This window comes from Cobetia sp. PDI-12MA, assembly GCF_059507695.1.
The window spans coordinates 2,599,202-2,625,626 of the sequence record NZ_CM183351.1 but is presented as its reverse complement, the minus strand read 5'-3'; the positions used below and the strand labels follow the sequence as shown (position 1 = coordinate 2,625,626).

Annotated in this window: 19 protein-coding genes and 1 pseudogene; 11 read left to right on the top strand and 9 right to left on the bottom strand. The window is 62.5% G+C overall.

Features of this window, described 5'->3' with window-relative positions; translation table 11 throughout:
- Positions 1–70 precede the first annotated feature (70 nt).
- Positions 71–1,207 carry a hypothetical protein gene (locus AC5WNI_RS11180; protein ID WP_317292173.1) on the top strand — a complete coding sequence of 379 codons (1,137 nt, stop codon included), beginning with the start codon at positions 71–73 and terminating at the stop codon, positions 1,205–1,207.
- 536 nt (positions 1,208–1,743) lie between these two features.
- Here AC5WNI_RS11180 and AC5WNI_RS11175 read toward each other — a convergent pair.
- Together AC5WNI_RS11175 and AC5WNI_RS11170 are read right to left on the bottom strand one after the other, a co-directional pair.
- A pseudogene (locus AC5WNI_RS11175) lies at positions 1,744–2,001 on the bottom strand (secondary thiamine-phosphate synthase enzyme YjbQ); the annotation flags it as partial.
- A gap of 148 nt (positions 2,002–2,149) precedes the next feature.
- Positions 2,150–3,058: a LysR family transcriptional regulator gene (locus AC5WNI_RS11170; protein ID WP_175089453.1), complete on the bottom strand. Its 909-nt coding sequence runs from the start codon at positions 3,056–3,058 to the stop codon at positions 2,150–2,152.
- Between the two features lie 718 nt (positions 3,059–3,776).
- Here AC5WNI_RS11170 and AC5WNI_RS11165 point away from each other — a divergent pair.
- The 3 genes from AC5WNI_RS11165 (at position 3,777) to AC5WNI_RS11155 (ending at position 7,048) form a co-directional block, all read left to right on the top strand.
- The gene (locus tag AC5WNI_RS11165; protein ID WP_495928462.1) at positions 3,777–5,798 is read left to right on the top strand and encodes a TonB-dependent receptor domain-containing protein; all 2,022 of its coding nucleotides are present in this window, start codon (positions 3,777–3,779) and stop codon (positions 5,796–5,798) included.
- Positions 5,799–6,100: 302 nt separating this feature from the next.
- Positions 6,101–6,562: a flavodoxin domain-containing protein gene (locus AC5WNI_RS11160; protein WP_043334117.1), complete on the top strand. Its 462-nt coding sequence runs from the start codon at positions 6,101–6,103 to the stop codon at positions 6,560–6,562.
- A gap of 69 nt (positions 6,563–6,631) precedes the next feature.
- Complete coding sequence (locus AC5WNI_RS11155; protein ID WP_107336349.1) at positions 6,632–7,048, top strand: hypothetical protein; 417 nt, start codon at positions 6,632–6,634, stop codon at positions 7,046–7,048.
- Positions 7,049–7,214: 166 nt separating this feature from the next.
- Here the strand turns inward: AC5WNI_RS11155 and ppnN are convergent, their stop codons facing one another.
- Together ppnN and AC5WNI_RS11145 are read right to left on the bottom strand one after the other, a co-directional pair.
- Positions 7,215–8,627: a nucleotide 5'-monophosphate nucleosidase PpnN gene (ppnN, locus tag AC5WNI_RS11150; RefSeq protein ID WP_282627783.1), complete on the bottom strand. Its 1,413-nt coding sequence runs from the start codon at positions 8,625–8,627 to the stop codon at positions 7,215–7,217.
- 16 nt (positions 8,628–8,643) lie between these two features.
- Complete coding sequence (locus AC5WNI_RS11145; protein ID WP_166018474.1) at positions 8,644–8,943, bottom strand: hypothetical protein; 300 nt, start codon at positions 8,941–8,943, stop codon at positions 8,644–8,646.
- A 307-nt stretch (positions 8,944–9,250) separates the two neighbouring features.
- On the opposite strand from AC5WNI_RS11145, the gene AC5WNI_RS11140 reads away from it, so the two are divergent.
- On the top strand, positions 9,251–10,192 hold the full coding sequence (locus AC5WNI_RS11140) for a LysR family transcriptional regulator (RefSeq protein WP_043334148.1): 942 nt from the start codon (positions 9,251–9,253) through the stop codon (positions 10,190–10,192).
- Between the two features lie 343 nt (positions 10,193–10,535).
- Positions 10,536–12,266: a succinyl-CoA:acetate CoA-transferase ScpC gene (gene scpC / locus AC5WNI_RS11135; protein WP_495928461.1), complete on the top strand. Its 1,731-nt coding sequence runs from the start codon at positions 10,536–10,538 to the stop codon at positions 12,264–12,266.
- A gap of 59 nt (positions 12,267–12,325) precedes the next feature.
- Here the strand turns inward: scpC and AC5WNI_RS11130 are convergent, their stop codons facing one another.
- The 5 genes from AC5WNI_RS11130 to AC5WNI_RS11110 all read right to left on the bottom strand — a co-directional run bounded on the left by AC5WNI_RS11130 (position 12,326) and on the right by AC5WNI_RS11110 (position 17,388).
- On the bottom strand, positions 12,326–12,655 hold the full coding sequence (locus tag AC5WNI_RS11130; RefSeq protein ID WP_175089458.1) for a YkgJ family cysteine cluster protein: 330 nt from the start codon (positions 12,653–12,655) through the stop codon (positions 12,326–12,328).
- Positions 12,656–12,734: 79 nt separating this feature from the next.
- The gene (locus tag AC5WNI_RS11125; protein ID WP_368449445.1) at positions 12,735–15,209 is read right to left on the bottom strand and encodes a YjbH domain-containing protein; all 2,475 of its coding nucleotides are present in this window, start codon (positions 15,207–15,209) and stop codon (positions 12,735–12,737) included.
- A 99-nt stretch (positions 15,210–15,308) separates the two neighbouring features.
- Complete coding sequence (locus AC5WNI_RS11120; RefSeq protein WP_368449443.1) at positions 15,309–16,220, bottom strand: hypothetical protein; 912 nt, start codon at positions 16,218–16,220, stop codon at positions 15,309–15,311.
- Positions 16,214–17,002 carry a YjbF family lipoprotein gene (locus tag AC5WNI_RS11115; RefSeq protein WP_175089463.1) on the bottom strand — a complete coding sequence of 263 codons (789 nt, stop codon included), beginning with the start codon at positions 17,000–17,002 and terminating at the stop codon, positions 16,214–16,216. The genes AC5WNI_RS11120 and AC5WNI_RS11115 overlap by 7 nt, the downstream gene beginning before the upstream one ends.
- The gene (locus tag AC5WNI_RS11110; RefSeq protein WP_285461528.1) at positions 17,002–17,388 is read right to left on the bottom strand and encodes a hypothetical protein; all 387 of its coding nucleotides are present in this window, start codon (positions 17,386–17,388) and stop codon (positions 17,002–17,004) included. The genes AC5WNI_RS11115 and AC5WNI_RS11110 overlap by 1 nt, the downstream gene beginning before the upstream one ends.
- 1,435 nt (positions 17,389–18,823) lie before the next feature.
- Between AC5WNI_RS11110 and AC5WNI_RS11105 the strand changes: the two genes are divergently transcribed.
- The 5 genes from AC5WNI_RS11105 (at position 18,824) to AC5WNI_RS11085 (ending at position 26,379) form a co-directional block, all read left to right on the top strand.
- Positions 18,824–20,020 (top strand): polysaccharide export protein, encoded by a 1,197-nt coding sequence (locus AC5WNI_RS11105; protein ID WP_175089466.1) that lies wholly within the window; start codon positions 18,824–18,826, stop codon positions 20,018–20,020.
- A gap of 73 nt (positions 20,021–20,093) precedes the next feature.
- A complete protein-coding gene (locus tag AC5WNI_RS11100) occupies positions 20,094–22,457 on the top strand; it encodes a GNVR domain-containing protein (protein ID WP_495928460.1) in 2,364 nt (787 codons plus the stop codon).
- Positions 22,458–22,655: 198 nt separating this feature from the next.
- Positions 22,656–23,951: a sugar transferase gene (locus AC5WNI_RS11095; protein ID WP_052384635.1), complete on the top strand. Its 1,296-nt coding sequence runs from the start codon at positions 22,656–22,658 to the stop codon at positions 23,949–23,951.
- A 2-nt stretch (positions 23,952–23,953) separates the two neighbouring features.
- Positions 23,954–25,021, top strand: a complete 1,068-nt coding sequence (locus tag AC5WNI_RS11090) for an EpsG family protein (RefSeq protein ID WP_285461530.1) — start codon at positions 23,954–23,956, stop codon at positions 25,019–25,021.
- The gene (locus AC5WNI_RS11085) at positions 25,018–26,379 is read left to right on the top strand and encodes an MATE family efflux transporter (RefSeq protein WP_368449437.1); all 1,362 of its coding nucleotides are present in this window, start codon (positions 25,018–25,020) and stop codon (positions 26,377–26,379) included. The genes AC5WNI_RS11090 and AC5WNI_RS11085 overlap by 4 nt, the downstream gene beginning before the upstream one ends.
- The last annotated feature ends 46 nt before the right edge of the window (positions 26,380–26,425 follow it).

Sequence of the window (26,425 nt, the reverse complement as noted above, 5' to 3'; positions counted from 1 at the left end):
AAAGGATGGAACTATCACGGCCCACTGCATACAATTCCACGGACTATAATTCTCATTTGGAGTGGCCTGGATGCAGTTGGAGATTCTCACTGATGATGAGCAGAACGCTCGCATCTGCGCGGACTACTGGCGACAGACTGAGGAAGGCGAGTATGCGCTCAAGATACGCGAGATTGCGACCACTCATGGAATGAAGCCCCATGTGGTCAGTAGGTTCGTCGAGCAGCACGCCTTCATATGGCTGGAAGACATCTGCTGTGGGCGTTGCAAACAGCCGTACCGCTTTGGCACCCGCAGCCAGTATCAGGAGCGCCGGTGGCTTCAGGATCGGGTCTGCAAAGCATGTATGGGTGCTGAGCGCCAAGCCATCGCCGACAAGAAGAGGGACTTGATCCTGAAAATGCGGCAGTCGGCGGAAAACAACACGCCAGACCCAGCAATGCTAGACCTGACCAGCAAAATCTACCTTTTAGCTGTGATTCAGGCGTTAGGCGATGAAAACTTCAGTATCATTGAGCCGCTAGATGATTACCCCGCCTGTACTCTGTCGCCCGATTTTGTCTATGACCACAAAGTTCTTCGGCATTTGATTGACGGCCACCTACTGCTAATCTGCCTGGATACGCGTCTTGAGGCGGTCGAACTTCAGGAAGATGATCGGTTCAGTATCGATCTTGGTGAGTGCGCGTTTAACCTTGCTTTAGGCGCTGATCAGATCACGGCGCTGATCAATGATTTTTTCGATGAGGAAACCGTACAAAGCTTCCGACAGGCGCCGGAATTCATAACGCTATGCAAGGAAGTCCAACTGAATGAATGCCTCGGTTTTCTGAAGACTGTTCTGGAGGAACATCAACTGTACCTGTCGCCGGGGGAGAAAACTCGGCAGGTTCTAAGCCAGTGCTTAGAGAAGTTCAGTGTGGCCCAGGTCTACAACTTCATTTGGCGAGCCGCTAAGGACGCAGCCGCCTATTATATGAGAGGTTCTATCAGCAAAAGGCAGGCAGCTAACTCGGTCGTAGGAAACATCTCACGGAACATGGAGCGGGCTTTGGCCAATGGCTGGGATGTGAAGCCGTTTAACAGGAACTATAGTCTTCCTCAGTCTTCCCTGAGCCGCATCATCTTTAACATGGTGCTGGGAACTGATGATGGTGGGTTTGAGTATTTGTTAACTGATCTTTTGGAAGAAAAAGAAGCCGTTTAGGTATGTCTGAGATTTTTTAGAAATTTGCGAACTTAGTGTTGTTGTGCTTTAAAAAACCGACCCTCTCAGTCATTAGGTGTGATGGCTGAGAGGGCTTGAGGGCTTAGGTTTTAGTTTTTACAGCCATTTTTGTCACACGTTATCCGTTGAGATGATGAAACCCAATGATGAGAGTTTTCTCGGGTGTTAAATCCGCATCCTGTGGTTCCACCTTTTGTTCCTTTGTGCACCACGCCAGTAGGTGTGTGTTTGACAGCCATATCAAACCTCTTTTTTAACAATTTTTTTGCGATGAGTGGATTGCTCGTAGGTGGTGACGTATGCAGGGATAGTGTAATGCTTTTCTACATTCAGCCACCCTAATGAAAATAGCCGAGGTTTATTTTCTTGGCCAGAAATGAAGAGTAGGCACGATCACTTGGCTGTTATCTCATGGGAGGCGGCTTCTAGCCAGGAAGCTGAGGTGAAGGGGGTTGGATGTGTCCATACGGAGGTATATGTCCATATCCGGAAAGGCACACTCATATAACCCGTACGTCATCGCCTTCAAGTGTGTGACGGAAGTAGGGCAGGTTGCCGGGCACCAGACGGCGCAGGAAGGCGTCCATGTCATGGCGTACGTCGGGGTCGGCGTTCTCGTTGAGGGTCAACGAGGCGGAGGTGTGCAGCAGTTGCACATGCAGCAGGCCGACACTGACTGGCGGCATTTCGGCCAATGCCTGTTCCACCTCGTCACTGATGAGGTGAAAACCGCGCTTGCGGGCGGAGAGGGTGAGAGTGTCGCGTTGCCACATTAGGAGCCCTGCCTGTCATTGATTCAGTACATGCTAAACATGATAAGCCAGAACGCAAAAGGCCAGCCCCTGAGGGCTGGCCTTTTTTCTGCGCGCCGCGCTGATTCATGTCACCACGAGGGTGAGAGCCAGCGTTGCAATGCTTGAATCAACCGGCAGTGGTGGCGGCTTCGCTGACGGTGCGGCGGGCGGCCTTGGCGGTGACGCGTTCCGGCTCTGACTTGCCGATCTCGCGGGCGAGCCAGTCGGCGAGCATGCGCACGCGGGTCGGGATCGGGCCACGCGGCAGCAGCATGCCGATCTCGACCGGCGGGATCTCGTCGCATTCCAGACGCTTGAAGGACTGGCCGTTGCGCTCGCTGAGGGTGTTGACCCAGTCGGTCGGCAGCACGGCGCGAATCAGGCCATCGGCCACGTAGTCGGTGAGGACTTCGAGGTCATCAGACTGGATGTGATTCGGGCGCGGGTCTTCCGGGTGACGCGAGAGGGAGGTGCCGGACACCAGCGGTTCCAGCTCGCCCCACGGCAGTTCTTCCGGGTTCTCGACGTGAGAGGCCGCGTAGGCCGCCTGATGCCAGTGGGTCAGCGGGCGGAAGACGTGGGTGCTGCCCGCCAGATGCGGGAAGCCGATCACCAGGTGCGGCTGATTCTCGAGAATCTCGCGGCCGTTGTGCCACAGCTTCAGCTTGATATCGACGCCTTCATGTTCCGACAGGAAGCTGGTCAGCGCGTGACCCAGGAAGTGACGACCCAGCGACGGCGTGGCGTGGATACGGATGGTACCGGTGAGGTCTGACTGGCGGTCTTCGATGGCGCGGTGCGCTTCATCATCGAGATTGGCCATCGAGCGTGCGTAACGGTAAAGGGTCTCGCCGGCTTCTGACAGGCGAATGCCACGATGACCACGCTCGACCAGGCGAGTGCCGAAACGGCCCTCAAGGGCGTCGAGGCGACGGCTGACGGTGGACTTGGGCAGGCGCAGGCGTTCTGCTGCGCGCGACAGGCTGCCGAGGTCCGCGACCATCAGGAAGGTGTTATAGGCGTCGATATCGCTCATCGAATAGGTCCGGTTGTTCAGAGGGTCGGGGTGTGCCGTCAGGGAAACACCCACCTTGTACGGGCCAAACGGGCCCGTTGCAGCGCCAGTCGCTGCACAACGGATTGCCTGTCGATGACCGTGCCCCTAAGGCCGCAGGGGGCTCCCCCCGGGCAAAGACGCGCTCATCGATCAACAACCGCCACTGCCAGCCGAGCACCTCAGCGCGCGGCGGCAGGTCTTGCATCTGCTGCAGATATCTTCAGGGCCGAGGCCATGACAGGGCACTGTCCGGCGTGACAGCAAGCTCCCTTAATCTGAGCACGCTAACTATATCACTCTGCCCGTAGTGTTGCATCCAAAGACGCACACATTGCGCAAATCCGATCTCCGCAAGACGAAACCCTGTCGTGAAGCGAGAAATTTGCGTGGGACAGGCACTTGTCGAGCCATGTCGGCTAAGACGTCAGTGGCTGGCGATGGTTCCGTATCTGATGACAGACAGGTGATAAAAAAGTGAATCCGGTGACTGCACGGGTGAAAAAGTGTGCAAATCAGGGCGTTTCTGGCGTTAGAGGCACGATCTGGCGCTGCAAGAGGCGAGAAGTGACTCGCCCTGATTGCAGAAATTGCAGTGCGGCGTTGCAGGGAGTGTTGATGACGCAAATGTGCAAACGCGTGCATCATCTCGTTCGCAAAAAGAATCATTATTATTATTACTCTTGGGAACCTTCCGCTCATGACCGACCGCCTCACTCCGTGCGTGGCAGCCAGCGCTTCCCGCGCCACTGCTTTCACTCCGCGTCCGCTGGTGGCAGCCATTGCGCTGCTGTGCGCCAGTACTACCCATGCAGAGACGCTGCAGATGGACACGCTGCAGATCGAGGACGATCGCATCAACGCCACGGCGGTCATCGATAGCGAAGAGATCGCCCTGCATCAGGCGCATGACCTCAAGGATGTGTTCCGTGATACGCCGTCAGTCACCGTCGGCGGCACCACCGCCTCGTCCGAGAAGATCTACGTGCGCGGTCTGGAAGACACCAACCTCAACATCAGCGTCGATGGTGCCAGCCAGAACGGCTATCTGTTCCACCACAGCTCCAGCTTCAACATCGAGCCGGAGCTGCTCAAGCGCGCCGAAGTTCAGGCCGGACCGGGCGCCGCCGACAATGGCCCCAACGCCCTGGGCGGCAGCATCAAGTTCGTCACCAAGGATGCCCAGGACCTGCTCAAGCCGGGCCAGACCTTCGGTGGCGTGGTCAAGGGCAGCACCGAGTCCGCGGCCGACGCCGTCAAGGGCACGCTGTCCGTCTACGGTGAAGTCGCGCCGAACGCGGGCCTGCTGTTCTCGACCAGCGCACGCAACAGCGATGACTACCGCACTGGCGGCGGTGATGAAGAAGAGGGCACCGGCGGCCATCAGCGCAGCTACTTCGGCAAGTTCAGCCTGCTGGGTCAGGGCGCGCACAGCCTGCGCATCAGCGCCGAGCACAACGAGGACACCGGCATCTACTGCGTGCGTCCCAACATGGAATGTCAGGAGTTCAACAATGCCAAGGTCGATACCGACCTGAGCCGTGACACCTATACCGCCAACTATGACTTTGATCCGGACTCGCGTCTGGTGGACGTGCACACCAACGTCTTCCATACCAAGACCGAGCTGGAGCGCACCACGGTTTCCACCGGCGCCGAGCTGAACGCCGATGTCGAGAGCTACGGCGGCGATCTGAACAACACCTTCCGTTTCGGCCCCGAGGACATGGACAACCGTCTGACGCTGGGTAGTGATTATGTCTACGACGAATCCAGCACCGGCGGCTTCGACGAGAAGGCGCGCAACCTCGCGCTCTACGCCCAGCACCGCATGACACTTGGTGCGGTGGACCTGTCCTTCGGCGCGCGTGTCGATGACTACAAGACCGAATACGCCAATGGCGAGACGCTGGATGACACCGATGTCAGCCCGAACGCGAGCCTCAACTGGCGTGTCGGCGGCGGTGTCGAGCTGTTCACCGGCTACTCCACTGCGGTGCGCGGCAACAAGGGTCGTGAAGCCATCCTGGTCGATGGTGGTGTCGGTCCCGGCGAGAGCCTGGTGGTTGAGCCGGGGCTTGAGGCCGAGACCTCGCGCAGCACGGAAGTCGGCGCGCGCTGGAAGGGCAATGGCCTCCTCACCCAGCGTGACCGCGCTGGCCTGGAAGTCACCTACTTCGATACCCACTTCGACAACTACATCACCGAAGAGAGTTCGGGCGGTGTGACCACTATCACCAACATGGAAGGTATCGTCACCAGCAAGGGTGTCGAGGCGCGTGCTACCTACGGCATCGGCGGCTGGGACATGACGCTGGGCTACCTGACCATGGACCTGGAAGACAACCAGGGCGAGACCGTGGTCGACGACATGGGCCTGGGCAACCAGACCGGTGATCGCTGGAGCCTGGACAACCGCTACACCTTCGCTGACCCGCAGATGACGATCGGCTGGACCGTGACCGCCTACGAGCGCCTCACTGACCTGCCGGATGATCAGAGCGAGCGCGCCGGTTACGCCACGCACGATGTCTACGCCAGCTGGGTGCCGCGTGACATGCAGGACCTGACCCTGACTGCCGGTATCTACAACCTGTTCGACAAGGAATATAGCGACCAGAACACCTATTATCTGGAAACCAACAGCGCACGCGGCATCATGCCGGGCGCCATCACCAGCCCGGGGCGTGACGTGCGTCTGTCAGTGGCTTACCGCTTCTGATCAGAAGGGCTTCGCGCCAGCAAGTTCGCACCTGACAGGGTTTTCTCGCCAGCGGTCGTGATCCAGGCTCGCAACGCAGGATGCTTCACTGGCAAGGCCCCCGCAGCGCCATCGTGTTCTTCACGGTGGCGCTGTTTCGTTTGCGGGATGCTCAGAAGGGGGATGCCAGCTCCTGCCGCCTGCGTCCCGCAGGCGCGCTGTGCTACCATCGCGACCAAATGTCGGAGAGCGTCTGCGCGACTCTTCGCACTGCACTCACGTTCCCGCCACTGGCGGGTGATCGTTCGAATAAGGAAGGATGCATGGCGCTTCTGAAGATTTTTGTCGGCACGATGTATGGCGGTTCACTGGATGTGGCCGAGCAGGTCCAGCCGTTGTTCGAGCAGGCCGGCTACACGGTCGAGGTGCTCGACCAGCCGACACTGGCCGACCTGACTGACGCGCGTCCTGATCTGGCGCTGTTCGTCACCTCCACCACCGGCAGTGGCGATGTGCCGGGCAATCTGACCGGCTTCCTCAATGCGCTGTCTGCCGAGTCTCCGGCGCTGGATTGGCTGCGTTATGGGCTGATCGCCCTAGGCGACAGCTCCTACGGCGAGACCTACTGTGGCGCGGGGCGTCATCTGGATGAGCGTCTGGCCGACCTGGGCGCCACGCGCCACGGCGAGCGCCTCGAGATCGACGCCATGGAAACCTTCATGGCCGACGACGCGGCGCTGCCGTGGGTCGAGAGCTGGATTCCGACCCTGCCGGCCACGGCCTGATCCTGCGGCGGTGGGCTGGCCCGCCGCCTGCTTCTTCTGTTGTCCGTTCTTTCATCGAGACTGCTTCACATGCCGAAACTGAATCCTGATCATCCGCGTGCCCGCAACCTGACGCCGCAGCGCGTCTCCGTGCTGGCGGGTCTGGCGGTGGTAATGGTCGCCAATATTCCGCGTTTCCTGATCAGCGGCGAGAATACGCGTCTGATGCTGATCGTCGGCTTTGCCGTCGCCGTCAGCGCACTGGGGATCTACATCTATCGCCAGCTGTCAGACACCGCCAAGGCCAAGGTACCGACCATGATGCGTCGTCTGCTGGTCTGGCTGGTGGTGGGGCTGGCGGCGATGGCGGCCTTCAACTTTGCCGCGCCGATGCTCAACCGCCCCCAGGAGGGCGCGCTTGAGGTGCTGGTCGATGGTCTGACGCTGGGCCTGCTGGCGCACGTGATCAGCATGTGGATGCAGCGCCGTCGTGGCGAGGAAGGCTGAGCCTCGATTCTTGCGGTGCTGTCAGCAAGATCATCCCTACCGTCAGCAAGATCATCCCTGGCAACAAGAACGCCCCGATCAGCAATGATCGGGGCGTTCTTGTGATGGCGTTCTTGTGATGACTTGTGAGGTGACGACACGCCTCAGCGTGTCAACACCGGGCCACTTACTTGCACAGGGTGTAGCAGGGCACGTAATCGCTGCCCGGCAGCTTCATGCGGCCCTGGGCGACGAAGGAGGTGAGCAGGGCGTCGAGACGCTCCATCAGCTCGGCCTCGGCGGTCAGGCGGAAGGGGCCGTCGCGCTCGATCTCCTCGATGCCTTCCTTCTTGACGTTGCCGGCGACGATGCCCGAGAAGGCACGACGCAGGTTGGCCGCCAGTTCGTGCACCGGCTGGTTGCGGTGCAGCGCCAGGCCCGACATGTTGGCGTGGGTCGGCGCGAAGGGCTGCTGGAAGTGCGGCGCGATGTGCAGGCGCCAGTTGTAGTAGAAGGCATCCTGATGCTGGCGACGGAATTCCGCCACCTTGTCGATGCCACCGCGCATGGTGCGTGCCACCTCGACCGGATTGTCGATGATGATGCGGTAGCGCGAGCGCGCTTCCTCGCCCAGGGTGTAGGCGATGAACTCGTCGATCTGCTTGAAGTACTCGGCGCTGGACGCCGGGCCGGTGAAGATGACCGGGAACGGCAGCTCGCTGTTTTCCGGGTGCAGCAGAATGCCGAGCAGATAGAGAATCTCCTCGGCTGTGCCCACGCCGCCCGGGAAGACGATGATGCCATGTGCGGTACGCACGAAGGCTTCAAGGCGCTTCTCGATATCCGGCATGATGATCAGTTCATTGACGATCGGGTTGGGCGACTCGGCGGCGATGATGCCCGGCTCCGAGATGCCCAGATAGCGCCCTTCGGTGCGACGCTGCTTGGCGTGCGCGACGTTGGCCCCCTTCATCGGGCCCTTCATGGCGCCCGGGCCACACCCGGTGCAGATGTCGAGATCACGCAGGCCGAGGTGGTAACCCACGTCCTTGGTGTACTCGTATTCCTCGCGGTTGATGGAGTGCCCGCCCCAGCAGGTGACCAGACTCGGCTCACGCGAGGACTTCAGCGCCCCGGCGTTGCGCAGGATATGGAATACCGCATTGGTGGTGCCTTCGGTGGTCGTGAGATCGAAACGCGGGGTGTTCTGGATCTCGTTGGCCACATAGACGATGTCACGCAACACGCTGGAGAGATGCTCGCGAATGCCGCGGATCATCTTGCCGTCGACGAAGGCATCGCCGGGCGCATTGTCGAGCTTGAGGCGAATGCCGCGGTCCTGCTGCAGTACCTCGATCTCGAAATTCTTGTGTGCGTTGAGCACCGCAACGCTGTCATCGGTCTGGCTGCCGCAATTGAGCACGGCCAGCGCACAGCGGCGCAGGATGTCGTGCAACCCGTTGGAGGAGGTGTCGCGCAGGCGATTGACCTCATCCTGGGAGAGCACTTCCAGGCTGCCTTCCGGCGAGATGATGGTCGAGACCAGCATGGAGCTGGCATCACGTGAATAGGTCGTCGCTTCGCTGGTGACAGAATTCATGACTGTCTTCCTTGTGTCAGGCGCCCACGGTGGTCTGGGCGCGTTTCCGGGCTTCTGCCCAGAGTTCAGCAATGCGCTCGCGGTCGTCCACGCTCATGCTGTCCTGGGCAAAGGCGTGCTGCATCCACTCTTCAAAGGTGGCGTCAAAGTCTTCCGCAACCACATCCTCGGGATCGTAATCGGCGTTTTCCAGCACCAGTTCCACCTGGGGAATCATGTACCCCAGCGGGAACAGGTCATTTTCGGCACACTCGCTTTCCATGGCGAGCAGCGCCTTGTGAATGGCTTCGCCGCGTGCAGCCAGAGCATCAGACATCTAAAGCATCTCGTGTTTCGGGCCAGTCCGAAGATTGGCCAGGACAGGGGTAAAGCGCCGGGCCCTGGCGCGTCATCGTGACGTTGAACACGGTAGACGCAGCCAGGGTGGCAGCTGGCATTGTCCATGATGCTAACACGCGAGAGTGGCGGGGCGCAGCGCTGCGCATGGCGGCCAGCTCTGGTAGAATCATGTGCTTTGCGGGTCGGTGGCCCCTGTGCTGACATGGCAGTTGCGTCATGCAGGTCGTCGCCGGCAACACGATGCGCCGAGTCGCGTCCCCCGTTCGTGAGTGGTCAGTGCCTTCATGTTCAACGCCCAGTATTTTCGTACCTTCATCACACTGGTGGAGACCGGCAGTTTTACCCATACCGCGCGCAAGCTGGAGATGACCCAGCCCGGCGTCAGCCAGCATATTCGCAAGCTGGAGCAGTATCTGGGCCGCTCGCTGCTCAATCGCCAGGGACGCAAGTTCTCGCTGACCGCAGCGGGGCGTCGCTGCTATGACTACTCCATCAAGCTGTTCGCCGAGCACACCCAGTTCATGCACTCGCTGGATGATGATTCCCCGGACAGCGGCGAATGCCGCGTGGCCAGTCCCTCAAGCGTCGGGCTGATGTTCTATCCGTTCACGCTGGGCTATCAGCAGCAGCATCCGGGGCTGACGGTCAGCTACAGCTTCGCCTTCAATTCCGAGATCGTGCAGGACGTGCTGGCGGGTCGTTTCGACCTGGGCATCGTCACCGAGCCGGTCAAGCATCCGGACCTGAACTTCGAGCTGTGGCATCAGGAGCCGCTGTGTCTGGTGGTGCCCGCCGACTTCGCCGGCAACAGTCTCAACGAGCTGATGGCGCTGGGCTTCATGAATTACGCCGATGGCGTCAACAATGCCAGTGCCTTGTTGCGTGAGAACTTCGCCGGTGAATTTCGCTCCATGAGCCACTTCCCGCAGCAGGGCTTCACCAACGATATTGGCATGGTGCTGGACGCCGTGGCGCGTGGTCTGGGCTTCACCGTCGTCTCGCGCACGGTGCTGGAGACCTCGCCGTGGCAGCGTCAGGTGCGCGAGATGCCGCTGACCGAAGCCGTCTATGAGAATCTCTACATCGTCACGCGTGACAATGCCGAGGTGCCGCGCCGCTACGAGCAGCTGCTGGGTGAATTCCGCCTGCAGCGTCGCAACACGCTCTACGGCTACGCCGATGCGCCGGAAAGCTTCGACAACATGGACTTCGACAGCATGGTGTAATTCCTCGCGTCGTCATCTGCGCCTCCCGAAAGCCCGCTCTTCATGAGCGGGCTTTTTCGTGTCTCGCCGTCGCCATCTGCGCCGCATGCTGCGTCGCCCTTTGTGCACCACCGGGTTCCAGCCCCTGCCACCGCCTTGCGACCAAGGCCTGATGCGGGGGCGGCGTACTGCGTGGGATGCTGAAAGCCAGTGCCTGGTTATTGCAGACCTGTTTATTACAGCCCTGGCTATTTCAGGCTTGGCTATGCTTGGTCTGGTCTGGTCTGGTCTGGTCTGGTCGGCGTCTGCCAGCGCCTTGTTTGCTCATTTCGTAGTGTCTTGCCCCTCAGGAGGTTCTGCCGTCGTGTCTTCATCCGGTTCTCGCTCCAGTGTCACGCCTCATGCTCCGTCAGCCTCCGCAGCCTCCACTGCTTCCGAGGCATCAGCCGCGCCTGTCGCAGCAGCTGCATCAAGCGAGGTCTTCTCGCTGCTGGCGCGCATGGAGGTCGGCGAGCTGACCCCGGAGCAGTACGCCGAGATCGCGCGCCGCTGTCGCTGGCCTGACTGGCAGTCGCGCCAGATGAGCGCCAGCCAGGCCGCCGAATTGATTCACGATGGCATGACGGTTGGCATGAGCGGCTTCACGCGGGCGGGAGAGGCCAAGGCCCTGCCGCTGGCGCTGGTCGAGAAGGCACGTCGCGAGCCGTTCTCCATAACGCTGATGACCGGCGCCTCGCTGGGCAATGACCTCGACGGCCAGATGGCGGATGCCCACATGCTGGCGCGGCGCATGCCGTTTCAGGTCGACCCGGTGCTGCGCCGCGCGATCAACGCCGGCGAAGTCATGTTCATGGATCAGCACCTGTCCGAGACGGTGGAGCTTCTGCGCAACCACCAGCTGAGCGACATGGATATCGCGGTGATCGAGGCCAGTGCCATCACCGCCGATGGCGGCATCGTGCCGACCACCTCGGTGGGCAACTCGGCCAGCTATGCGATTCTCGCCGACAAGGTGATCATCGAGCTCAATCTCGAGTCGCCGGCGGCGCTTGAAGGGTTGCACGACATCTACATTCCGCAGATGCGCCCCAGCCGGCAGCCGATTCCGGTGGTCGCGCCGGATTCGCGCATCGGCACGCCATATATCCCCATCGACCCCGCCAGGATCGCGGCCATCGTGCTGACCCGCGGCAGTGACAGCCCCTCGACCTGCACGCCGCCGGATGACGGCACCGAGCGCATGGCGGGTCATCTGGTCGAACTGCTCAAGCAGGAGGTCGCGCTGGGGCGTCTGACACCGGCATTGCTGCCGCTGCAGGCCGGCATCGGCAGCATGGCCAACGCGGTAATGAGTGGCTTGAAGAAAGGGCCCTTCGAGCACCTGACCATGTACTCGGAGGTGCTTCAGGATTCCACCTTTGACCTGCTGGATGCCGGCAAGCTCGATTTCGCCTCCGGCTCCTCCATCACCGTCACCGAGGAGCGTGGCCGCACGCTGTGGAAGGACCTCGAGCGCTATCGTGATCGCCTTATCCTGCGCCCGCAGGAGCTCTCCAATCATCCGGGCATCGTGCGGCGCCTCGGCGTGATCGCGGTCAATACGGCGCTGGAATTCGATATCTACGGCAACGTCAATTCCACCCACGTCTGCGGCACGCGGATGATGAATGGTATCGGCGGTTCCGGCGATTTTGCGCGCAATGCCCAGCTGTCGGTGTTCATCACCAAGTCACTGGCCAAGGGCGGTGATATCTCGAGCGTGGTGCCGTTCGCCAGCCACGTGGACCACACCGAGCACGATGTCGATATCCTCGTCACCGAGCATGGGCTGGCGGACCTGCGCGGTCTGGCGCCACGCGAGCGGGCGGTACAGGTGATCGAGAACTGCTCGGACCCGAGCTATCGTCCTGCGCTGCGCGCTTACTTCGAGGAGGCGTGCCAGCGGGGCGGCCACACGCCGCATTGTCTGGAGCAGGCGCTGAGCTGGCATCGCGAGGTAGAGGTGAAAGGGCATATGCGCGCCATGCGCACGCTACCCGAGACAAGCCCGAGCCTTGAAGGAGCGGCCCCATCGGTGCCGGATGCCACTGCCTGAGACAGCACATCAGGCCGGGCACGACTGGCAGACAATGAAGACGAGCGCTGGCAGGCGGCCTACTGATCGAGGCCGTTTTCCAGGCGCTCGTCTTCGCATTCGGGGCTACCCATCTCGTAATCGCGGCACAGCTGCGGGCGCCGGTCGTAGATGGTGCACATCAGCGTTTCGCGGTCGACGGCGGCACACCAGCCATCGTCGAGACGGCGCATGACTTCGCCGCCCCATTCATCCTCGTCGATCAGGTAGTCCGGCACGCCGGTATCAGTGAGCAGAATGACCTCAAGACGGCAGCAACAGGCCTGGCAATTGCTGCAGGCGATCTCGTGATTGGCAGGTGTCGCAGCGCCGGCGGTGGCCAGCGAGACGTCGGTAATCGGAATATTCATCGGGTCAGGGTCAGCCACAGTGAGTCAGGCGCCAACATCGGCACGCTTCAGCCGGCAGTGAAACACACTCACGCACGGATTACTTGTAGACCTTGTCGATGCCTTCCCAGTAAGTCTCGGGATCACGATCGCGTGTCATGTCATACAGCTGATAGCGGCGGTTGAGGCGTGCGCCACCATCACGGGTCAGCGGTGCCCAGGCAAAGCCGGTGCTGCCCTTGCTGGAGGTGGTGAAGAAGGCATCCAGCGGGATGCTGACGTAGAGGCCCTTGTCGAAGCTACCCTCGCCGTAGTCATCGCCGGCATCGGTCAGGGTCGCCCAGGCGCCGACGCTGACCCCGTTGGAGAAGCTGCGCGACAGGTCCAGCGTCGCACCGATATCGCCGGCCAGATAACGCCCCACCGAGCCCTTGACCAGTACATCGTGCCAGCCGGACTGCCAGTAGGCGGTGGCGTGACCGGTGGTGACCGAGTAGTCACGCAGGCCGAATTGCTGGTCGAACTCGCGCTGGCGGACGCGGTTGATGTCCAGCCCCAGCGCCAGCGAGCTGTTCATCGGACGATAGAGCAGCTCGGCACCGACCCCGGCATACATCATCTCGAGAATGCCGACGTAGGCCTGGGCGTACCAGTCGCGCCCGAACTGGTGGGTGCGGTTGTACTGCAGGCTGGTAATGCCCAGGTCGGTTTCCTTGATGTATTCCCCGACATAGGTGCGCACGCGCGGCAACTCGGAATCGGCGATGTACTCGTAGTTGTCGAAGTTGTCGGCAAGCTGATAGGTCGCCACGCCGGTGAACCAGCCATTGCGGTCGGTGCGCCACAGGGCGTCCAGCTGCAGGTTGAGCTGATAGAGGTAGCCATCGGGGCCGCCGAAGTTCTGCTTGAGGCTCGGCGAGAAGCCCCAGCTGAAGCCGAACGGCTCGCGTGCCAGCTTGACGCCATCCCCTGTCGCCTGGCGTGCCGCATCATCGTCGCTATCGGGCGAGATGGTCTGAGGCGAGGCAGCATGGGCGGTGATGGAGTGCTCGTATTCAGCGCCGAAGCGACGGTCATTGGCGGCGGCCACGAAGGGCTGGCGCGGATGCTCATCTTCGCGCAGCGCCAGACCATTGCTGCTCAGGCGATAGCGGAAGGTGGTGATCTCGACGGGCAGGCGGTTGTGCAGCACGCGGTTGGCGCGGCCTTCGGCCTGCAGGTCATCACGGAAGCGCGTCGCCTCGGCCTCGACGATCAGGGTATCGCCATCGACCCGCAGCTGTGACACCTCAAGGCCGCTCTGGGCACGCAGGGTATCGGCCAGCGCGTCCCAGTCCACGTCGGCAAGGCGCGGGAGATCTTCTGCCTGCGGGCCATCAGTCGTGCCGGGCTCGAGTGGGGTGTCCGCGGGCGCGCCGCCGAACGAGTCGAGGGTCAGCAGGCGGCCTTGTTGATCCTTGTTCGCTGACGGCTCTCTGTTCGCTGAAGGCTCTTCATGGGCTGACGGCTCAGCCGCCACGTCTGCCGGTCGGGCAGCGCTGGCGGTGGGGGCGGAGGGTGCGGTGTTTGGTGAAGCGTTCGCGTTGAGCGAGCGCACGCGGAAGGCTTCCGGTGTCTGGTCGTTGCGATAACGGCTATGGGTGCTGGGGGCGACCGCCTCCGGCGTGCCATCGTCCTTGGCCTGGGCGAGCCCGGCCAGATTGGTCGACAGCGACAGCCCCAGCATGGCGGTGTTGCCTCGCTCCCAGCCGCCATGCAGCGACAGGTTGTCATTGACCTTGACGGTCGCCCCCAGATTGACCGGCGAATCCTGTTCGATCTCCACCGTCAGTGGCTCGTCGGAATAGTCGTTGCCTTCATATTCCAGCATCAGGGTCAGCGGGTCCCAGGGCGTCTGATATTCGATGCCGCCGAAGACGGCCGGGCTGCCACTGAACATGCTGCCGAGCTGGAAGTCGCCGCCGTCATCGCTGGTCGAGTCGCTGCGCGTCTCGAGACTGCTTCTCACTATTGCCAGTGGATTGCTGAAGTCGCCGCGCGTGCCCAGATAGCCCCAGCCGAGGCCCAGACTGAAGTCGAGGTCGCCGTAGCGCTTGCTGGCGACCAGATACTCGGAGCTGAACAGGCCCGTACCGCCGAGATCTCGCAGGCCCACCGCGACTTCGGGCTGATAGCGGCCTTCTTCCATCAGACGGAACTTGGTGTCGAAGGATTTATCCAGGTAGTCGCGGTCCGGGGCGGCCGCGCCGTAGCTGACGGTTTCCACCGAGACATAGCGAAAGCCCAGCTCCATCCAGTCGAAGGGCGCGGCGTTGACGCTGAAACGCTTGTAGGGCTGGGTGCGGCTGTAGGTGAAGCTCAATTCGCCCTGGGGCGCAAAACGCGCCGTGGGCGTCTGCATCAGGCCCACGCCACCGAAGTCGCTCTGGGATTCGCCGGTCGCTGCATGGGCGATCTGCGCACCCAGCAATCCGCCCGCCATGCCGAGTGCCAGCCAGCCATTGCGTGCCAGGGCAGGGCGCTGCTCGGGGCTTGAGTGCGTAACGTGATTGGCAGGGCGAAAAGGACTCGACATGGGCGTCTCGCATGCACGCAAGCCAGGGGCTCACGTACGTGAATAAGGGATTGGGTTCGCGGTCAGGTGCAGTGTGCTGCGCCGGGGCAGCCCCGCCGGCTAGCGCGGGGGCGTCGAAAGCTTCGCGGCGTCCAGCTGCCAGCTCTGGCAGGCATCGCCGGGGAGACGGCTGGCAAGCCAGGCCGGTAGCGCCTCGTTCACCCACTGCTGCGCGGTATCGATGCCCGGCGTACTGATCACCACGCTGGCGCCGGGGGCGACGGGCAGGTCGGCGTCGCCGCTGGTCAGACGATTCCAGCTCGCCACCGGGCGGGTCAGCACCTGGCCCTGCGGCGTCACCAGGCTGACCTCGACGGCTGGCCCGATGCCGCCGGCAGCGGCGCGCTCGTCGATCAGCGCATCCAGACTGAGATTCGGCGTCCACTTGCGCTCATGAACGCCGGTGGCGTCCAGAATTACCACGCTGCGCGGCGCCTGACAGGCACCGACCACCATGCCCGGGGCGATGCGGATCGCCTGCGGGCCGTCGTGCATGTCGCGGCGCGGGTCGAGCTGACCGGGCAGGCGTGCCACCACGGCGTCAGTATCTGGCGAGTGGGTGCCTGACGCGCGGCCCTGCTCGACATAGGCCTGCCAGGCCTGCAATGCCTCGGCGTAACGCGCCTGAAGGCTGTCTTCCTTCGCGCCGACGGCGTAGCGCGCCGCGATCAGTTCGAGCTCGGCGCTGACGCGGTTGGCCCGTGCGGCCATCTGCTGGCGAATCAGCGGCGTGCTGACGAAGCTATAGCGCCAATCCAGCGCTTTGGATGGCGCGAGGCTATTCCATTGCGCCTGCAGCACCTGACTGGCCAGCGGCGTGCTCGCGGCACTGAACGGCAGCGGGGTGTCAGCAGCGCTCGACAGGGGCGCGGCCAGCAGTGCGCTCAGCCCGAGGGGCAGCAGGCGGGCGGCACTGTTCAGACGGGCCAGTGATGGCAGACGGGCCAGCGATGAGAAGAGGGGGGTCACCATGCCTTGGCGACCTCCCAACCGAACCGCGGGCCATCGGGCCAGGCCGTCATGTCGGCCGCCCAGACGCGATTCTCGTCACGCCACAGGTCATTGCGCGTGGTGCTGCCATCGTCCCAGCTCAGAATCTCGCGGCAGTGCTGCAGCGGCAGTTCTGCCAGCGGCAGCGAATAGGGGGCGGCGGCCTCGCATTCGAGTCGCGCCGTGGCCTCGTGTACCTGCATCACGGCGACGTCATCCTGGCGCTGGCTGCCGGTGGAGGCGGCATCCTGACGCACCAGGCGACGCGGGTAGGGGGACAGCGCACTGACACTGACCTGATAGGTCGTGCCACTGGCCATCAACCAGGCCGGACGCGCCAGAGCGTGCCCGGTAGTACTTTGCTCACGCCTGTCCGCCACATCACGCGCAAAGCCTGAAGTGGCGGACAGGACGCCATCGCGCAATTCGACGATGCCGCGGTCGCGGCTCTCGAAACGCGCGATGCGCCCATTGCCTTCAAGCGTCGCGAGAACCACCAGCGCGGTGCTGTTGGCATGCTCAAGCTTGAGAGAGGCATAGGGCAGCTCGCTGGCACGTGTGGCGTCAAACTCGTCCTTGCCCATCACGTCACCGAGCGAACTCGCGACGATCTGGGCACACCCGGAAAGCGACACCAGACACGCGAGGGTGCCGAAGGCCGCCAACGACCTGTTGCGCAGAGCACGGGAGACCACCGAGGTAGCCGCCGTGCCCTGCGCAGGGCTTGAGAACGTGAAGCGTTGCGTCGCACGTGCCGTCTTCATCAGCGAGTCCCGGTTGAACCAGTGGTGCCGGTTGTCCCGGTGGTACCGCTCGTGCCGGTGCCGCCGCCGACGGTGCCGGTGGCGGCACCTGCAGCGACGCTGCCGCTGCTGGCGCTCGGCGTCACGCTGCCGGTGGCATTCTGGCTGGCAGTGCCGGTGCCAGCTGCGCTACCTGTCGGTACAGAGCCTGTCGTCCCGGTCGTGCCGGTAGTCCCGGTCGTACCAGTCGTACCAGTCGTTCCGGTGGTGCCAGTCGTGCCGGTGGTGCCGGTAGTCCCAGTCGTACCGGTCGCACCCTGAGGCGCTTCTTCTTCCGCGATGGCATTGCCAGCGAGAAGCAGGGCACCTGTCAGGCCGATGATGGCTCCGAGATGTGTCTTGCGCATGGATAACTCTCCTTGATGAGCATTGCCGGCGGTCAGCCGACCAGGAAGGGATATCAGACCACGATGTAATGACTCAAGGACTGAGACATCGGCGTCGAGGCTGCCAGCAGATGCTGGCGATCATCCAACCTGCTGCTGAAGATATCGATAGAGGAGAAGAGCGCCGTCCCTGACACCATCCCTGGCATCCTCCGTGGCGCGACCTCGTCCTGAGGTGTTCCTGTCATGACCGTATTCCCTGGTCATGCGCTTGCCGAAATTCATCGTTGCGCCTTGTTGTCTGCGCCTGACAGTCCTGTCAGGTGTCAGCCGCAGAGCGGTTGATGCAAGAAGTCCTTCTCCGCACAGAGACAAGGCCAATGAGTCACGGCAAAGCGAGGCTCATGTTAACGAGAATATGTGAACTGTCTAGCGCGAAGCCTTGCGTATTATTCGCGTTGATGGCTTGAGGATTATTTATGTAAAAAAGAGTAATTGGGGTGTGGATGATTGGCGACGTGGCTGTCGATGATCCATCGAGCGCTGCGCCAGACGGGGTCCGCGTGGCGACTGGAATCCTGTGCTTGAGTGTGTCGCATTGCCGACGAAACGGAGTTTGAGGTGTCTGTCATCGGCAACGCGTCTTTCGTGGAAGTGGCGACATCGAGCGTACTTGTGGCGCTACAAACCAATGTTTTTATTGGATTTTTGTAACAGGGTGCTGATTGGCGGGAGGCGTGTATCAGGTAAAATGCACGGCAGACAGGGTTTGGTCACCTTGCCAAGAACGCCACGAATGGCGTGATCCAATGCAGGGCGATGCCGCTGTATTGGTGTTACTGATTCATCGGCAGATCCTCTGGCAGCTCCATGGGTCGTGGGCTGTAGTCGAAAGAGGTGTACCGTATTTCGGTAAAAAAACTACAGAAAGTTTGCTCTGCAATGGCGCTGAAGATATTGCCCAAATGCCAGCAAGAGGGGCATGAAGGCCGCCATGCAGAGAATGGTGTCAGAGTTGCAAGTGGAAAGTGCATTGAATGCACACGCTTGCTGAGTATCGTTGGTTGCGGTTCAGGGTCTTGCTTCGTAAATCTTGAACCATGTGCCTACATTCTGACTGGGGGTGACGGCGGGACATGACAAGCCATGTGCATGATTCATATGGCGGAAATATCGCTGTAAGCGTTGCGGATCACACTGGCGCAGCGTGAATGAGGTCGCAGCAGCCAGTCGCCAGTCGCAAGACGCCGAGACCGCCAGGGTCCGGTACCCAATGCACGAGGGCCAACCCTCGGCAGCCGCGTGACAGCCAGGCAAGGCCGGCGACACGCATGACGCAGCAGGAACTGAAGACGTTATCGAATCCATCCCGGCGGCCATGTGCGGCGGGGGAAGGCGCGATGATCATGGCACTGGGGTGCCGGGTCATCGGGCCTGTCGACTCAACGGACTTCAGATGAAAAATGCACTGATAGCACGACTTCTGGGCGCCAGCTTGAGCATCGGCGCCCTCACCGGGCTCGCCGGGTGCGTCTTCGCCCCCGGTGGCAACATCGACTACGACACCAGCGCTGCGCCGGTGGACGACATCGTCGATGTGGAACCGATCACCTTTGGCCTGATCAAGGCCCAGGCGCGCGCAGACGCCGAATCGCGCCAGTCCAGTGGCGATGACAGGCAGCGTCGTGAGCTTGAAAAGGCGCTGACCCAGGAGCTCAACAGCAGCACGCGCGCCAGTCTGGCACCGGACTATCAGTACCGTGTCGGCCCCGGCGACATCCTGACCATCATCGTCTATGACCATCCCGAGCTGACCTTGCCGACGGGTTCCGAGCGCAGTGCGCAGGAAGCCGGCAACGTCGTGCATGCCGATGGCACGCTGTTCTATCCCTATGTCGGCCGCGTCAAGGTCAGTGGCATGACGCTGGACCAGATTCGCCGAGATCTCGGCGAGAAGCTGCAGCCCTACCTCAATGCGCCGCAGATCGACGTCAAGGTCGCCGCCTTCCGCAGTCAGAAGGTGCGGGTCACTGGCGAGGTCCAGTCGCCCGGCGTGCAACCGATCAGCGATGTGCCGTTGAGCCTGCTGGACGCCATCGCGGCGGCGGGCGGTCTGTCCGAAGACGCCGATTGGCACAACGTGGTGCTCAAGCGCAATGGCGAAGAGACCACCATCTCCCTTTATGAGCTGCTGGCCGAGCGCAATGCCAATGACGAGGCGGGCGATGATCGCCTGCTCAAGGATGGCGACACCCTCTACGTGCCGGACGTCGGTACCCAGAAGGTGTTCGTGATGGGCGAGGTGGACAAGTCCATCAGCCTGCCGCTGGGCAGAAGCCCTATCTCGCTGACCGATGCCATCGCGCGTGCCGGCGGCATCAAGGAAAACTCCGCCGATGCATCGGGCATCTTCGTCATCCGTCGTGATCGTGAAGACCCCGAGAAGCTGGCCACCGTCTATCAGCTGGATGCACGCAATTCCACGGCGCTGATTCTGGGGGCGGACTTCGGCCTCAAGCCGCAGGACGTCGTCTATGTCACCGCTGCACCGGTCTCGCGCTGGAACCGTGTGATTACCCAGCTGCTGCCGACGGTGAGCTCCATCTACTACAGCACCGAAATCCAGGACAACCTCGATACCCTCGGCCAGTAAGGCGAGGGGTCGTCAAGGCGTCCCTGCCCGGCACCGCCGTGGCCGAGCAGGACACCAGGAGAGTGACCCAACGATGTCGAACCGCAATTCCCACACCACGCGTCAGGCCTCGGCCAGCGAGTCGTCAAGCGTGCCCGCGCGCACCAGTCTCGATCTCGGCCGCATGCTGGGCCAGCTGTATGACAGCCGTCTGACGCTGGCGCTGATCACCGGCACCTTCACCGTGCTGGCGGTGCTCTACGCGCTGCTGGCCACGCCGATCTACAAGGCCGATGCGCTGGTGCAGGTCGAGGAGGGCGGCGGCAACATGAACCCGCTGCGTGATGTCTCCAGCCTGCTGCGTGGCGAGGCGCCGCCGTCCGAGTCCGAGGTCCAGATCATCACCTCACGCCTGGTGCTGGGCGAGACGGTCAAGAAGGAACAGCTGGATCTGGTGGTCAAGCCGTATCAGTACCCGCTGATCGGCACCTTCCTGCGTACCCACGAATTCACGCGTCCGAGCTGGTTTGCCGGGTCCAGCATGGTCTGGGCCGGCGAGTCGATCGACGTGGCAAGCCTCGAAGTGCCGGCGGCCTGGGACGACGTGCCGCTGACGCTCGTGTCGCTGGGAGAGGGCGGTGAGTACGAATTGCAGTACGACGGCGATGCGCTGGGCACCGGTGTGGTCGGCGACACCTCACGTTTCGATGGCCCGCTGGGCGAGGTGGCGCTCAAGGTCAGTGCACTGGACGCGGCCAGAGGTGCTGAATTCACGCTGATGCATCAGTCGACCCTGGAAGCGACCAATGCGCTGCGTTCGCGCTTCGCGGTGGCCGAGATGGGCAAGGAAACCGGGGTGCTGGGTCTGGCGCTGGTCGGCGAAGACCCGCTGCGCACCCAGCAGACCCTGCAGCGCATCACCGATACCTACCAGCAGCAGAACATCGAACGTCAGTCCGCCGAAGCCGAGAAGTCGCTCGAGTTTCTCAAGAAGCAGGTGCCGACGGTGCGTGAGCGTCTCGAAGTGGCCGAGAACCGTCTCAATGCCTATCGCGGCAAGAGCGATAGCGTGAATCTGGATCTCGAGACCAAGTCGGTGCTCGAGCAGCTGGTCAATATCGACAACCAGATCAACGAGACCCAGCTGGAAGAAGCGGAGCTGTCCGGCAAGTTCAACCCCAGTCACCCCAACTACGTGGCACTGCGCAAGAAGCGTGCGGACCTGCAGCAGACCCGCAAGGAGCTGGAGAAGCAGGTCGGTGACCTGCCGGACACCCAGCAGGAAATCCTGCGTCTGGAGCGTGAGGTCGAGGTCAATCAGCAGATCTACGTGCAGCTGCTCAACAAGACCCAGGAAATGAACATCGCCCAGGCCAGTACCATCGGCAATATCCGCATTCTGGACGAGGCCGTTGCGCAGCCGCATCCGATCAGCCCGCGCAAGGCGATGATCGTGGTGATCGCGACCCTGCTGGGCGGCATGCTCGGGGTGGTCTTCGTGCTGCTGCGCTCCATGCTGCATCGCGGTATCGAGACGCCGTCGGAGCTTTCCGACCTGGGGCTCAATGTCCACGCGACCCTGCCGCTCTCCGAGGAGCAGGCACGCCTCAACCGTCGTCTGGCGCGTGGCTTCAAGCGCTTCACCGGTCGTGGTGTCGCCGCAGCGGCCAATGACAACGTCGCGCCGGGGCTGCTGGCGATCCGCAACCCGGCGGATCTCTCCATCGAGGGTCTGCGCGGTCTGCGCACCAGCCTGCACTTCGCGATGATGGAGGCCCCCGACAATCGCCTGATGATCTGTGGCCCGAGCCCGGGCATCGGCAAGAGCTTCGTGTCCGCCAACCTGGCTGCCGTCTGCGCCCAGGCCGGCAATCGGGTGCTGGTCATCGATGCCGACATGCGCCGTGGCCATGTCCACCAGAGCATGGCGGGCGTCTCGCCCAGCGACGCCGCGCCGGGCCTGAGCGACTTCCTGCTCGGCAAGGCCGACCGCGACAGCATCGTGCGTGGCATCACTGATCCGAGTCTGGCGATGTCCGAGGCCGCTGCCGTGGCGCTTGGCGAAGGGGCGGCCGCCAATGGTGCGCCTAGCAACCTGTGCTACGTGGCGCGCGGTACCACGCCCTCCAACCCGTCGGAGCTGCTGCTGCAGTCACGCTTCAGCGATTTCCTCGACTGGGCCAGCGCGAACTTCGACATGGTCATCGTCGATACGCCGCCGATCCTGGCGGTTACCGATGCCGCCATCGTCGGCAAGCAGTGCGGTGTCAGCGTGATGGTGACGCGCTTCATGCATAACTCGCCCAAGGAAATCGAAGCGGCGCTGGAGCGCTTCGCCTCCAGTGGCGTGCATGTCGATGGCGCGATTCTCAATGCCGTCGAGCGCAAGGCCACCACGACCTACAGCTACGGCTACAGCTATCACGATTATCAGTACCAGGGTGGCGCCAAGGGTTAGCGGCCACTTGCATTAGAGCCCGCGAACCCGATGTCTGAGACTGCGTGCCTCGTTGGCAGTGGGGATCGGCAGTCGAGGCGAGAGCCGAGGCGGTACGGGTGAAGCATCGGGTAGCACGCCGTCGAGCGACGGCACCAGCGGCTCCGAGCGTGATGAACGGAACCACAACACGAACGCAAGCCAAGGGGGTAACGGCATATGAATACCACGACGAACCATGCAAGCTCCGGGCTGGAAGGGCGTCAGCGCCACTCCCGCATGTACGAGCGACTGATGTTCAACTCGCTGTGTCAGGCCATCGTCGGTCTGATTCTGGCAGTGGGTGTCCCGCTGCTGCTGATCAATGGCCTGCGCCCGTGGGTCAGCGAGATGCGCATGCACAGTGTCATCGCCGCCAGCGGCGGCTTCCTGCTCGCATTGCAGGCGATTCGTCACATGTCGCGCTACCCCGGCGCCAAGGCCTTCGCCTACGTGCTGCCGGCCATCACCATCAGCTATCTGCTGGCGATGAGCGTGTTGATCGCGCTGGATCTGCGCTTCAGCCGCATCGTGCTCGGCAGCTCATGGCTGGCGGCGATGCTGATCTGCTCCATCGGCTTCTGGGCCGAGCAGCGCACCCGCATCCGCAAGCTGGCCGTGGTGCCCTTCGGTGACTATCGCAGCCTGTTCACCACCCGTGGGGCACGCTGGAACCTGATGCGCGCGCCGGACCTGGGCGAAGAGCGCTACAACGGTGTGGTCGCCGACCTGGAAGCCGACATGCCGGCAGAATGGCAGCGTTTCCTGGCCAACTGCGTGCTGCATCGCATCCCGGTCTATGACGCCAGCGAAGTCCGCGAGTCGCTGACTGGTCGTGTCGAGCTTGATCAGGTGCGTGAGAACAGCTTCGGCCAGCTGGCTCCCAACAGCGAATATGAGCTGTTCAAGCGTCTGTTCGACATGCTGGCCGTGCTCGCCGTGGCGCCGTTCGTGCTGCCGATCTGCCTGGTGACCGCCGTGTTGATCCGCCTCGATTCGCCGGGCGGCGTGTTCTTCGTCCAGGAGCGTGTCGGCCAGGGCGGTCGTCCGTATCGCATGTTCAAGTTCCGCAGCATGTGCCACGACAGCGAGAAGACCGGTGCCCAGTTCGCCCAGGCCAATGACATGCGCGTGACCCGCATCGGTCGCGTGATCCGCAAGACCCGCATCGATGAGCTGCCGCAGTTCATCAACGTGCTCAAGGGCGAGATGAGCCTGATCGGCCCGCGCCCGGAGCAGGTCAAGTTCGTGAATGAATTCGCCGAACAGATTCCGTTCTACAACTACCGTCACGTGGTGCGTCCGGGCATCACCGGCTGGGCGCAGGTCACCCAGGGCTATGCCTCTGACGCCGACGAGACCCGCGAGAAGCTCGAGCACGACTTCTACTACATCAAGCGCTTCTCCGTGTGGCTCGACCTGCTGATCGTCGGCCGTACCATCAAGACCATGCTGACCGGCTTCGGGGCACGCTGAGCATGCTGACCGTCAGTGGCTATTACGTCGGCTTCATGGCCCTGCTGGTGGCAATCCTGCCGCTGGCTGCCAACGAGCGCACCCGCATGGTGGGTGCCTGGTTGGCCGGTGGGCTGTGTCTGGCGTTCATGGCATTGCGTTACGACGCAGGGTACGACTATTTCTCGTACCGCCAGATGGCCACCTGGCAGGTCGACCTGAGCTTTCTCGAGCCCGCACCTGCTGCCCTGGCACGCATGGCGCGGGCCTGGGGCGAGCCGCAGCTGTTCTTCATCATCACCGCCATTCTCTACGTGTCGTGCTTCGTCTCGGCACTGGTGATGAGCCGTCGCAATCTGGCCTGGTGCCTGCTGTTCTTCGTCTGCCTGCCGCTGATCTATCTGTCGGCCTTCGGATTCGTGAAGCAGCACGTGGCGATTGCGCTGTTCATGCTGGCGATGGCGTGCCTGGAGCGCGGCATGCGGCTGCCCGCGCTGGTGCTGATGCTCGTCGGCACCAGCTTCCACTACACCCTGGCACTGTATCTGCCCCTGCTGGTGATCTATCCGCTGTTGCGCCGTGCCTACCCGTTCTGGCTCTACCTGGGGCTGCTGCCACTGTGCTTCGTGGCCGGGCCGCTGGCCAAGAGCATTCTCAGTGCGTTGGGCCTCTATGCGCATTATTTCGAGGATTTTTCCGGCGGTGGCGAGAAGCTCTACGTCATCTACCTGTTGATCTGCCTGGGGACTCTGGTGCTGTGGAAGCATTTCCGCCTGTCACTGGACCCCTGGGCCTTCAACCTGATGTTCATCGGCGTGGCGCTTTATACCTTGTTCATCACCTACGGTGAGCATGTGGCACGTGCCAGCTATTATTTTCTGCCATTCGCCATCTTCGTCATCTGTGACGTGATCGAGCATTTCCGCGACAAGCTGTTGCCCAGCCTGATCAGCGGTGCGCTGATGATGGCGCTGTTCTTCATGTCGCTGAAGGTGGCGGCCGGCAATCAGGACCACGATTTCTTGAACAACTACGAGTTCTATTTCCTCAGCGATGAAGCCCTGGTCGTCGGCAACGGAGGCCAGTCATGAGCGAAGCGCTGATCTTCTCGCTGTTCAATCTGATGGCGCGCGGCCTGTCCTCAGCCGCAGGCCTGCTGCTGGCGCGTGCCGTGGCGCCGGAGGCCTTCGGTGAATACGCGCTGGCCCTCAACTACGCGGTACTGCTGGGCGTACTGGCGCGCATGGGCGGCAACGAGGTGTTGCTGGTCACCCGCGATGGTGCCAGCGGCGCGGCACTGCGTCGCTGGATGGGCGTCGGCATCTCGCTCTACGCCTTGCTGGCGATCGGCTTCGCCGTCGGCATCGCGCCGCTGCTGGGCCTGTCGGCCTTCATCTTCGCCTTCTGTGCGCTGCGCGCCGCGGCGGAGCAGGTCGGCCTGCAGATGATCAACTCGCGCCTGCAGCGTCAGGAGCGCTTGGGGCGCGTCAACCTGATGACGGTGCTGATCTCGCTGGCGGTGGCGATCGCGGTCGCCTGCGCCGCGGGCCCGGCGCTCTACCATCAGGGCGTCGCACTAGTGACCGGCGCCGAGTTCGGCGCTGACCTGACCACCCCCGCCGGCATGTTCGGTCTGGCGCCGGTGCCGACCTTCGTGATGGTCAGCGCCATCGCGCTGGTCATCGTGATGGCGCTGGGCATGTGGCTGTCACGTGATGCAGCGGCAGATGCTCAGGCGGTCGATAGCGACGCCGCGAGCCAGCGCCGCCTGCCATCCAAGGCGGATTTCGCACGCGGTCGCGGCTTTCTCTACAACAACCTGATGTCGTTCGCCTACCTGCAGGCCTGGGTGATTCTGGCAGGGCTTGCCTTTGCGCCCGCTCAGGTGGCCAGTGTCTCGGTGGTGACCTCCATCGTGTTCGCACTCTATGTCTTCCCCACCAGCCTGTATCGCTACTACCTGCCCAAGCTGACCCATGGCGATGCGCGCCTCAAGGAGTACCTGGTCATCGCCAGTGGCTTCGCGCTGCCGGTGGCGGGGGGGCTGGCGCTGGTCGCGCCGTGGCTGGCGGAACACTTCCTGAGCGGCGCCTACCCGCGCCTGACCCTGACGCTGCGCGCCTTCGCGCTGGTCTATCTGGTGCACGCCTTCGTCACCTGCGCCTTCACGCGGCTGGCCGCGCTGCGCCTCAACGGCAAGCGCCTGCTGTGCCAGAGCACAGGCGCCACGCTGGTGGTCGGCGGGGGGCTTGCGATCGCGGCGCTCAATCACTCGCTGGGCAACGCGTCCGGCGACACCGGCAGCCTGCTGGGCATCGATCTCTACCGCCTTTTCCTGTGTGTGCCGGTCGCCGCCGAAGTGGTGATGCTGGCGATGGCGATCCTCTTCCAGCCATCACTGTCCCGTGGTGGCAAGGCACACGAAGACAACGCTGCGGCGAGTGCCTGACCGGGCTTTACGCGCGCAGCAGGAATCGGAAGGTCAGCATCTGTGA

Bases quoted from the DNA above. Each gene is read 5' to 3' on its own strand.
- AC5WNI_RS11180 (WP_317292173.1), top strand. From the start codon at position 71: ATGCAGTTGGAGATTCTCACTGATGATGAGCAGAACGCTCGCATCTGC.
- AC5WNI_RS11170 (WP_175089453.1), bottom strand. From the start codon at position 3,058: ATGAGCGATATCGACGCCTATAACACCTTCCTGATGGTCGCGGACCTC.
- AC5WNI_RS11085 (WP_368449437.1), top strand. From the start codon at position 25,018: ATGAGCGAAGCGCTGATCTTCTCGCTGTTCAATCTGATGGCGCGCGGC.
- AC5WNI_RS11120 (WP_368449443.1), bottom strand. From the start codon at position 16,220: ATGGTGACCCCCCTCTTCTCATCGCTGGCCCGTCTGCCATCACTGGCC.
- AC5WNI_RS11145 (WP_166018474.1), bottom strand. From the start codon at position 8,943: ATGTCTGATGCTCTGGCTGCACGCGGCGAAGCCATTCACAAGGCGCTG.
- AC5WNI_RS11140 (WP_043334148.1), top strand. From the start codon at position 9,251: ATGTTCAACGCCCAGTATTTTCGTACCTTCATCACACTGGTGGAGACC.
- AC5WNI_RS11165 (WP_495928462.1), top strand. From the start codon at position 3,777: ATGACCGACCGCCTCACTCCGTGCGTGGCAGCCAGCGCTTCCCGCGCC.
- AC5WNI_RS11105 (WP_175089466.1), top strand. From the start codon at position 18,824: ATGAAAAATGCACTGATAGCACGACTTCTGGGCGCCAGCTTGAGCATC.
- AC5WNI_RS11155 (WP_107336349.1), top strand. From the start codon at position 6,632: ATGCCGAAACTGAATCCTGATCATCCGCGTGCCCGCAACCTGACGCCG.
- AC5WNI_RS11160 (WP_043334117.1), top strand. From the start codon at position 6,101: ATGGCGCTTCTGAAGATTTTTGTCGGCACGATGTATGGCGGTTCACTG.
- AC5WNI_RS11125 (WP_368449445.1), bottom strand. From the start codon at position 15,209: ATGTCGAGTCCTTTTCGCCCTGCCAATCACGTTACGCACTCAAGCCCC.
- AC5WNI_RS11115 (WP_175089463.1), bottom strand. From the start codon at position 17,002: ATGAAGACGGCACGTGCGACGCAACGCTTCACGTTCTCAAGCCCTGCG.
- ppnN (WP_282627783.1), bottom strand. From the start codon at position 8,627: ATGAATTCTGTCACCAGCGAAGCGACGACCTATTCACGTGATGCCAGC.
- AC5WNI_RS11100 (WP_495928460.1), top strand. From the start codon at position 20,094: ATGTCGAACCGCAATTCCCACACCACGCGTCAGGCCTCGGCCAGCGAG.
- AC5WNI_RS11130 (WP_175089458.1), bottom strand. From the start codon at position 12,655: ATGAATATTCCGATTACCGACGTCTCGCTGGCCACCGCCGGCGCTGCG.
- AC5WNI_RS11095 (WP_052384635.1), top strand. From the start codon at position 22,656: ATGAATACCACGACGAACCATGCAAGCTCCGGGCTGGAAGGGCGTCAG.
- AC5WNI_RS11110 (WP_285461528.1), bottom strand. From the start codon at position 17,388: ATGCGCAAGACACATCTCGGAGCCATCATCGGCCTGACAGGTGCCCTG.
- AC5WNI_RS11090 (WP_285461530.1), top strand. From the start codon at position 23,954: ATGCTGACCGTCAGTGGCTATTACGTCGGCTTCATGGCCCTGCTGGTG.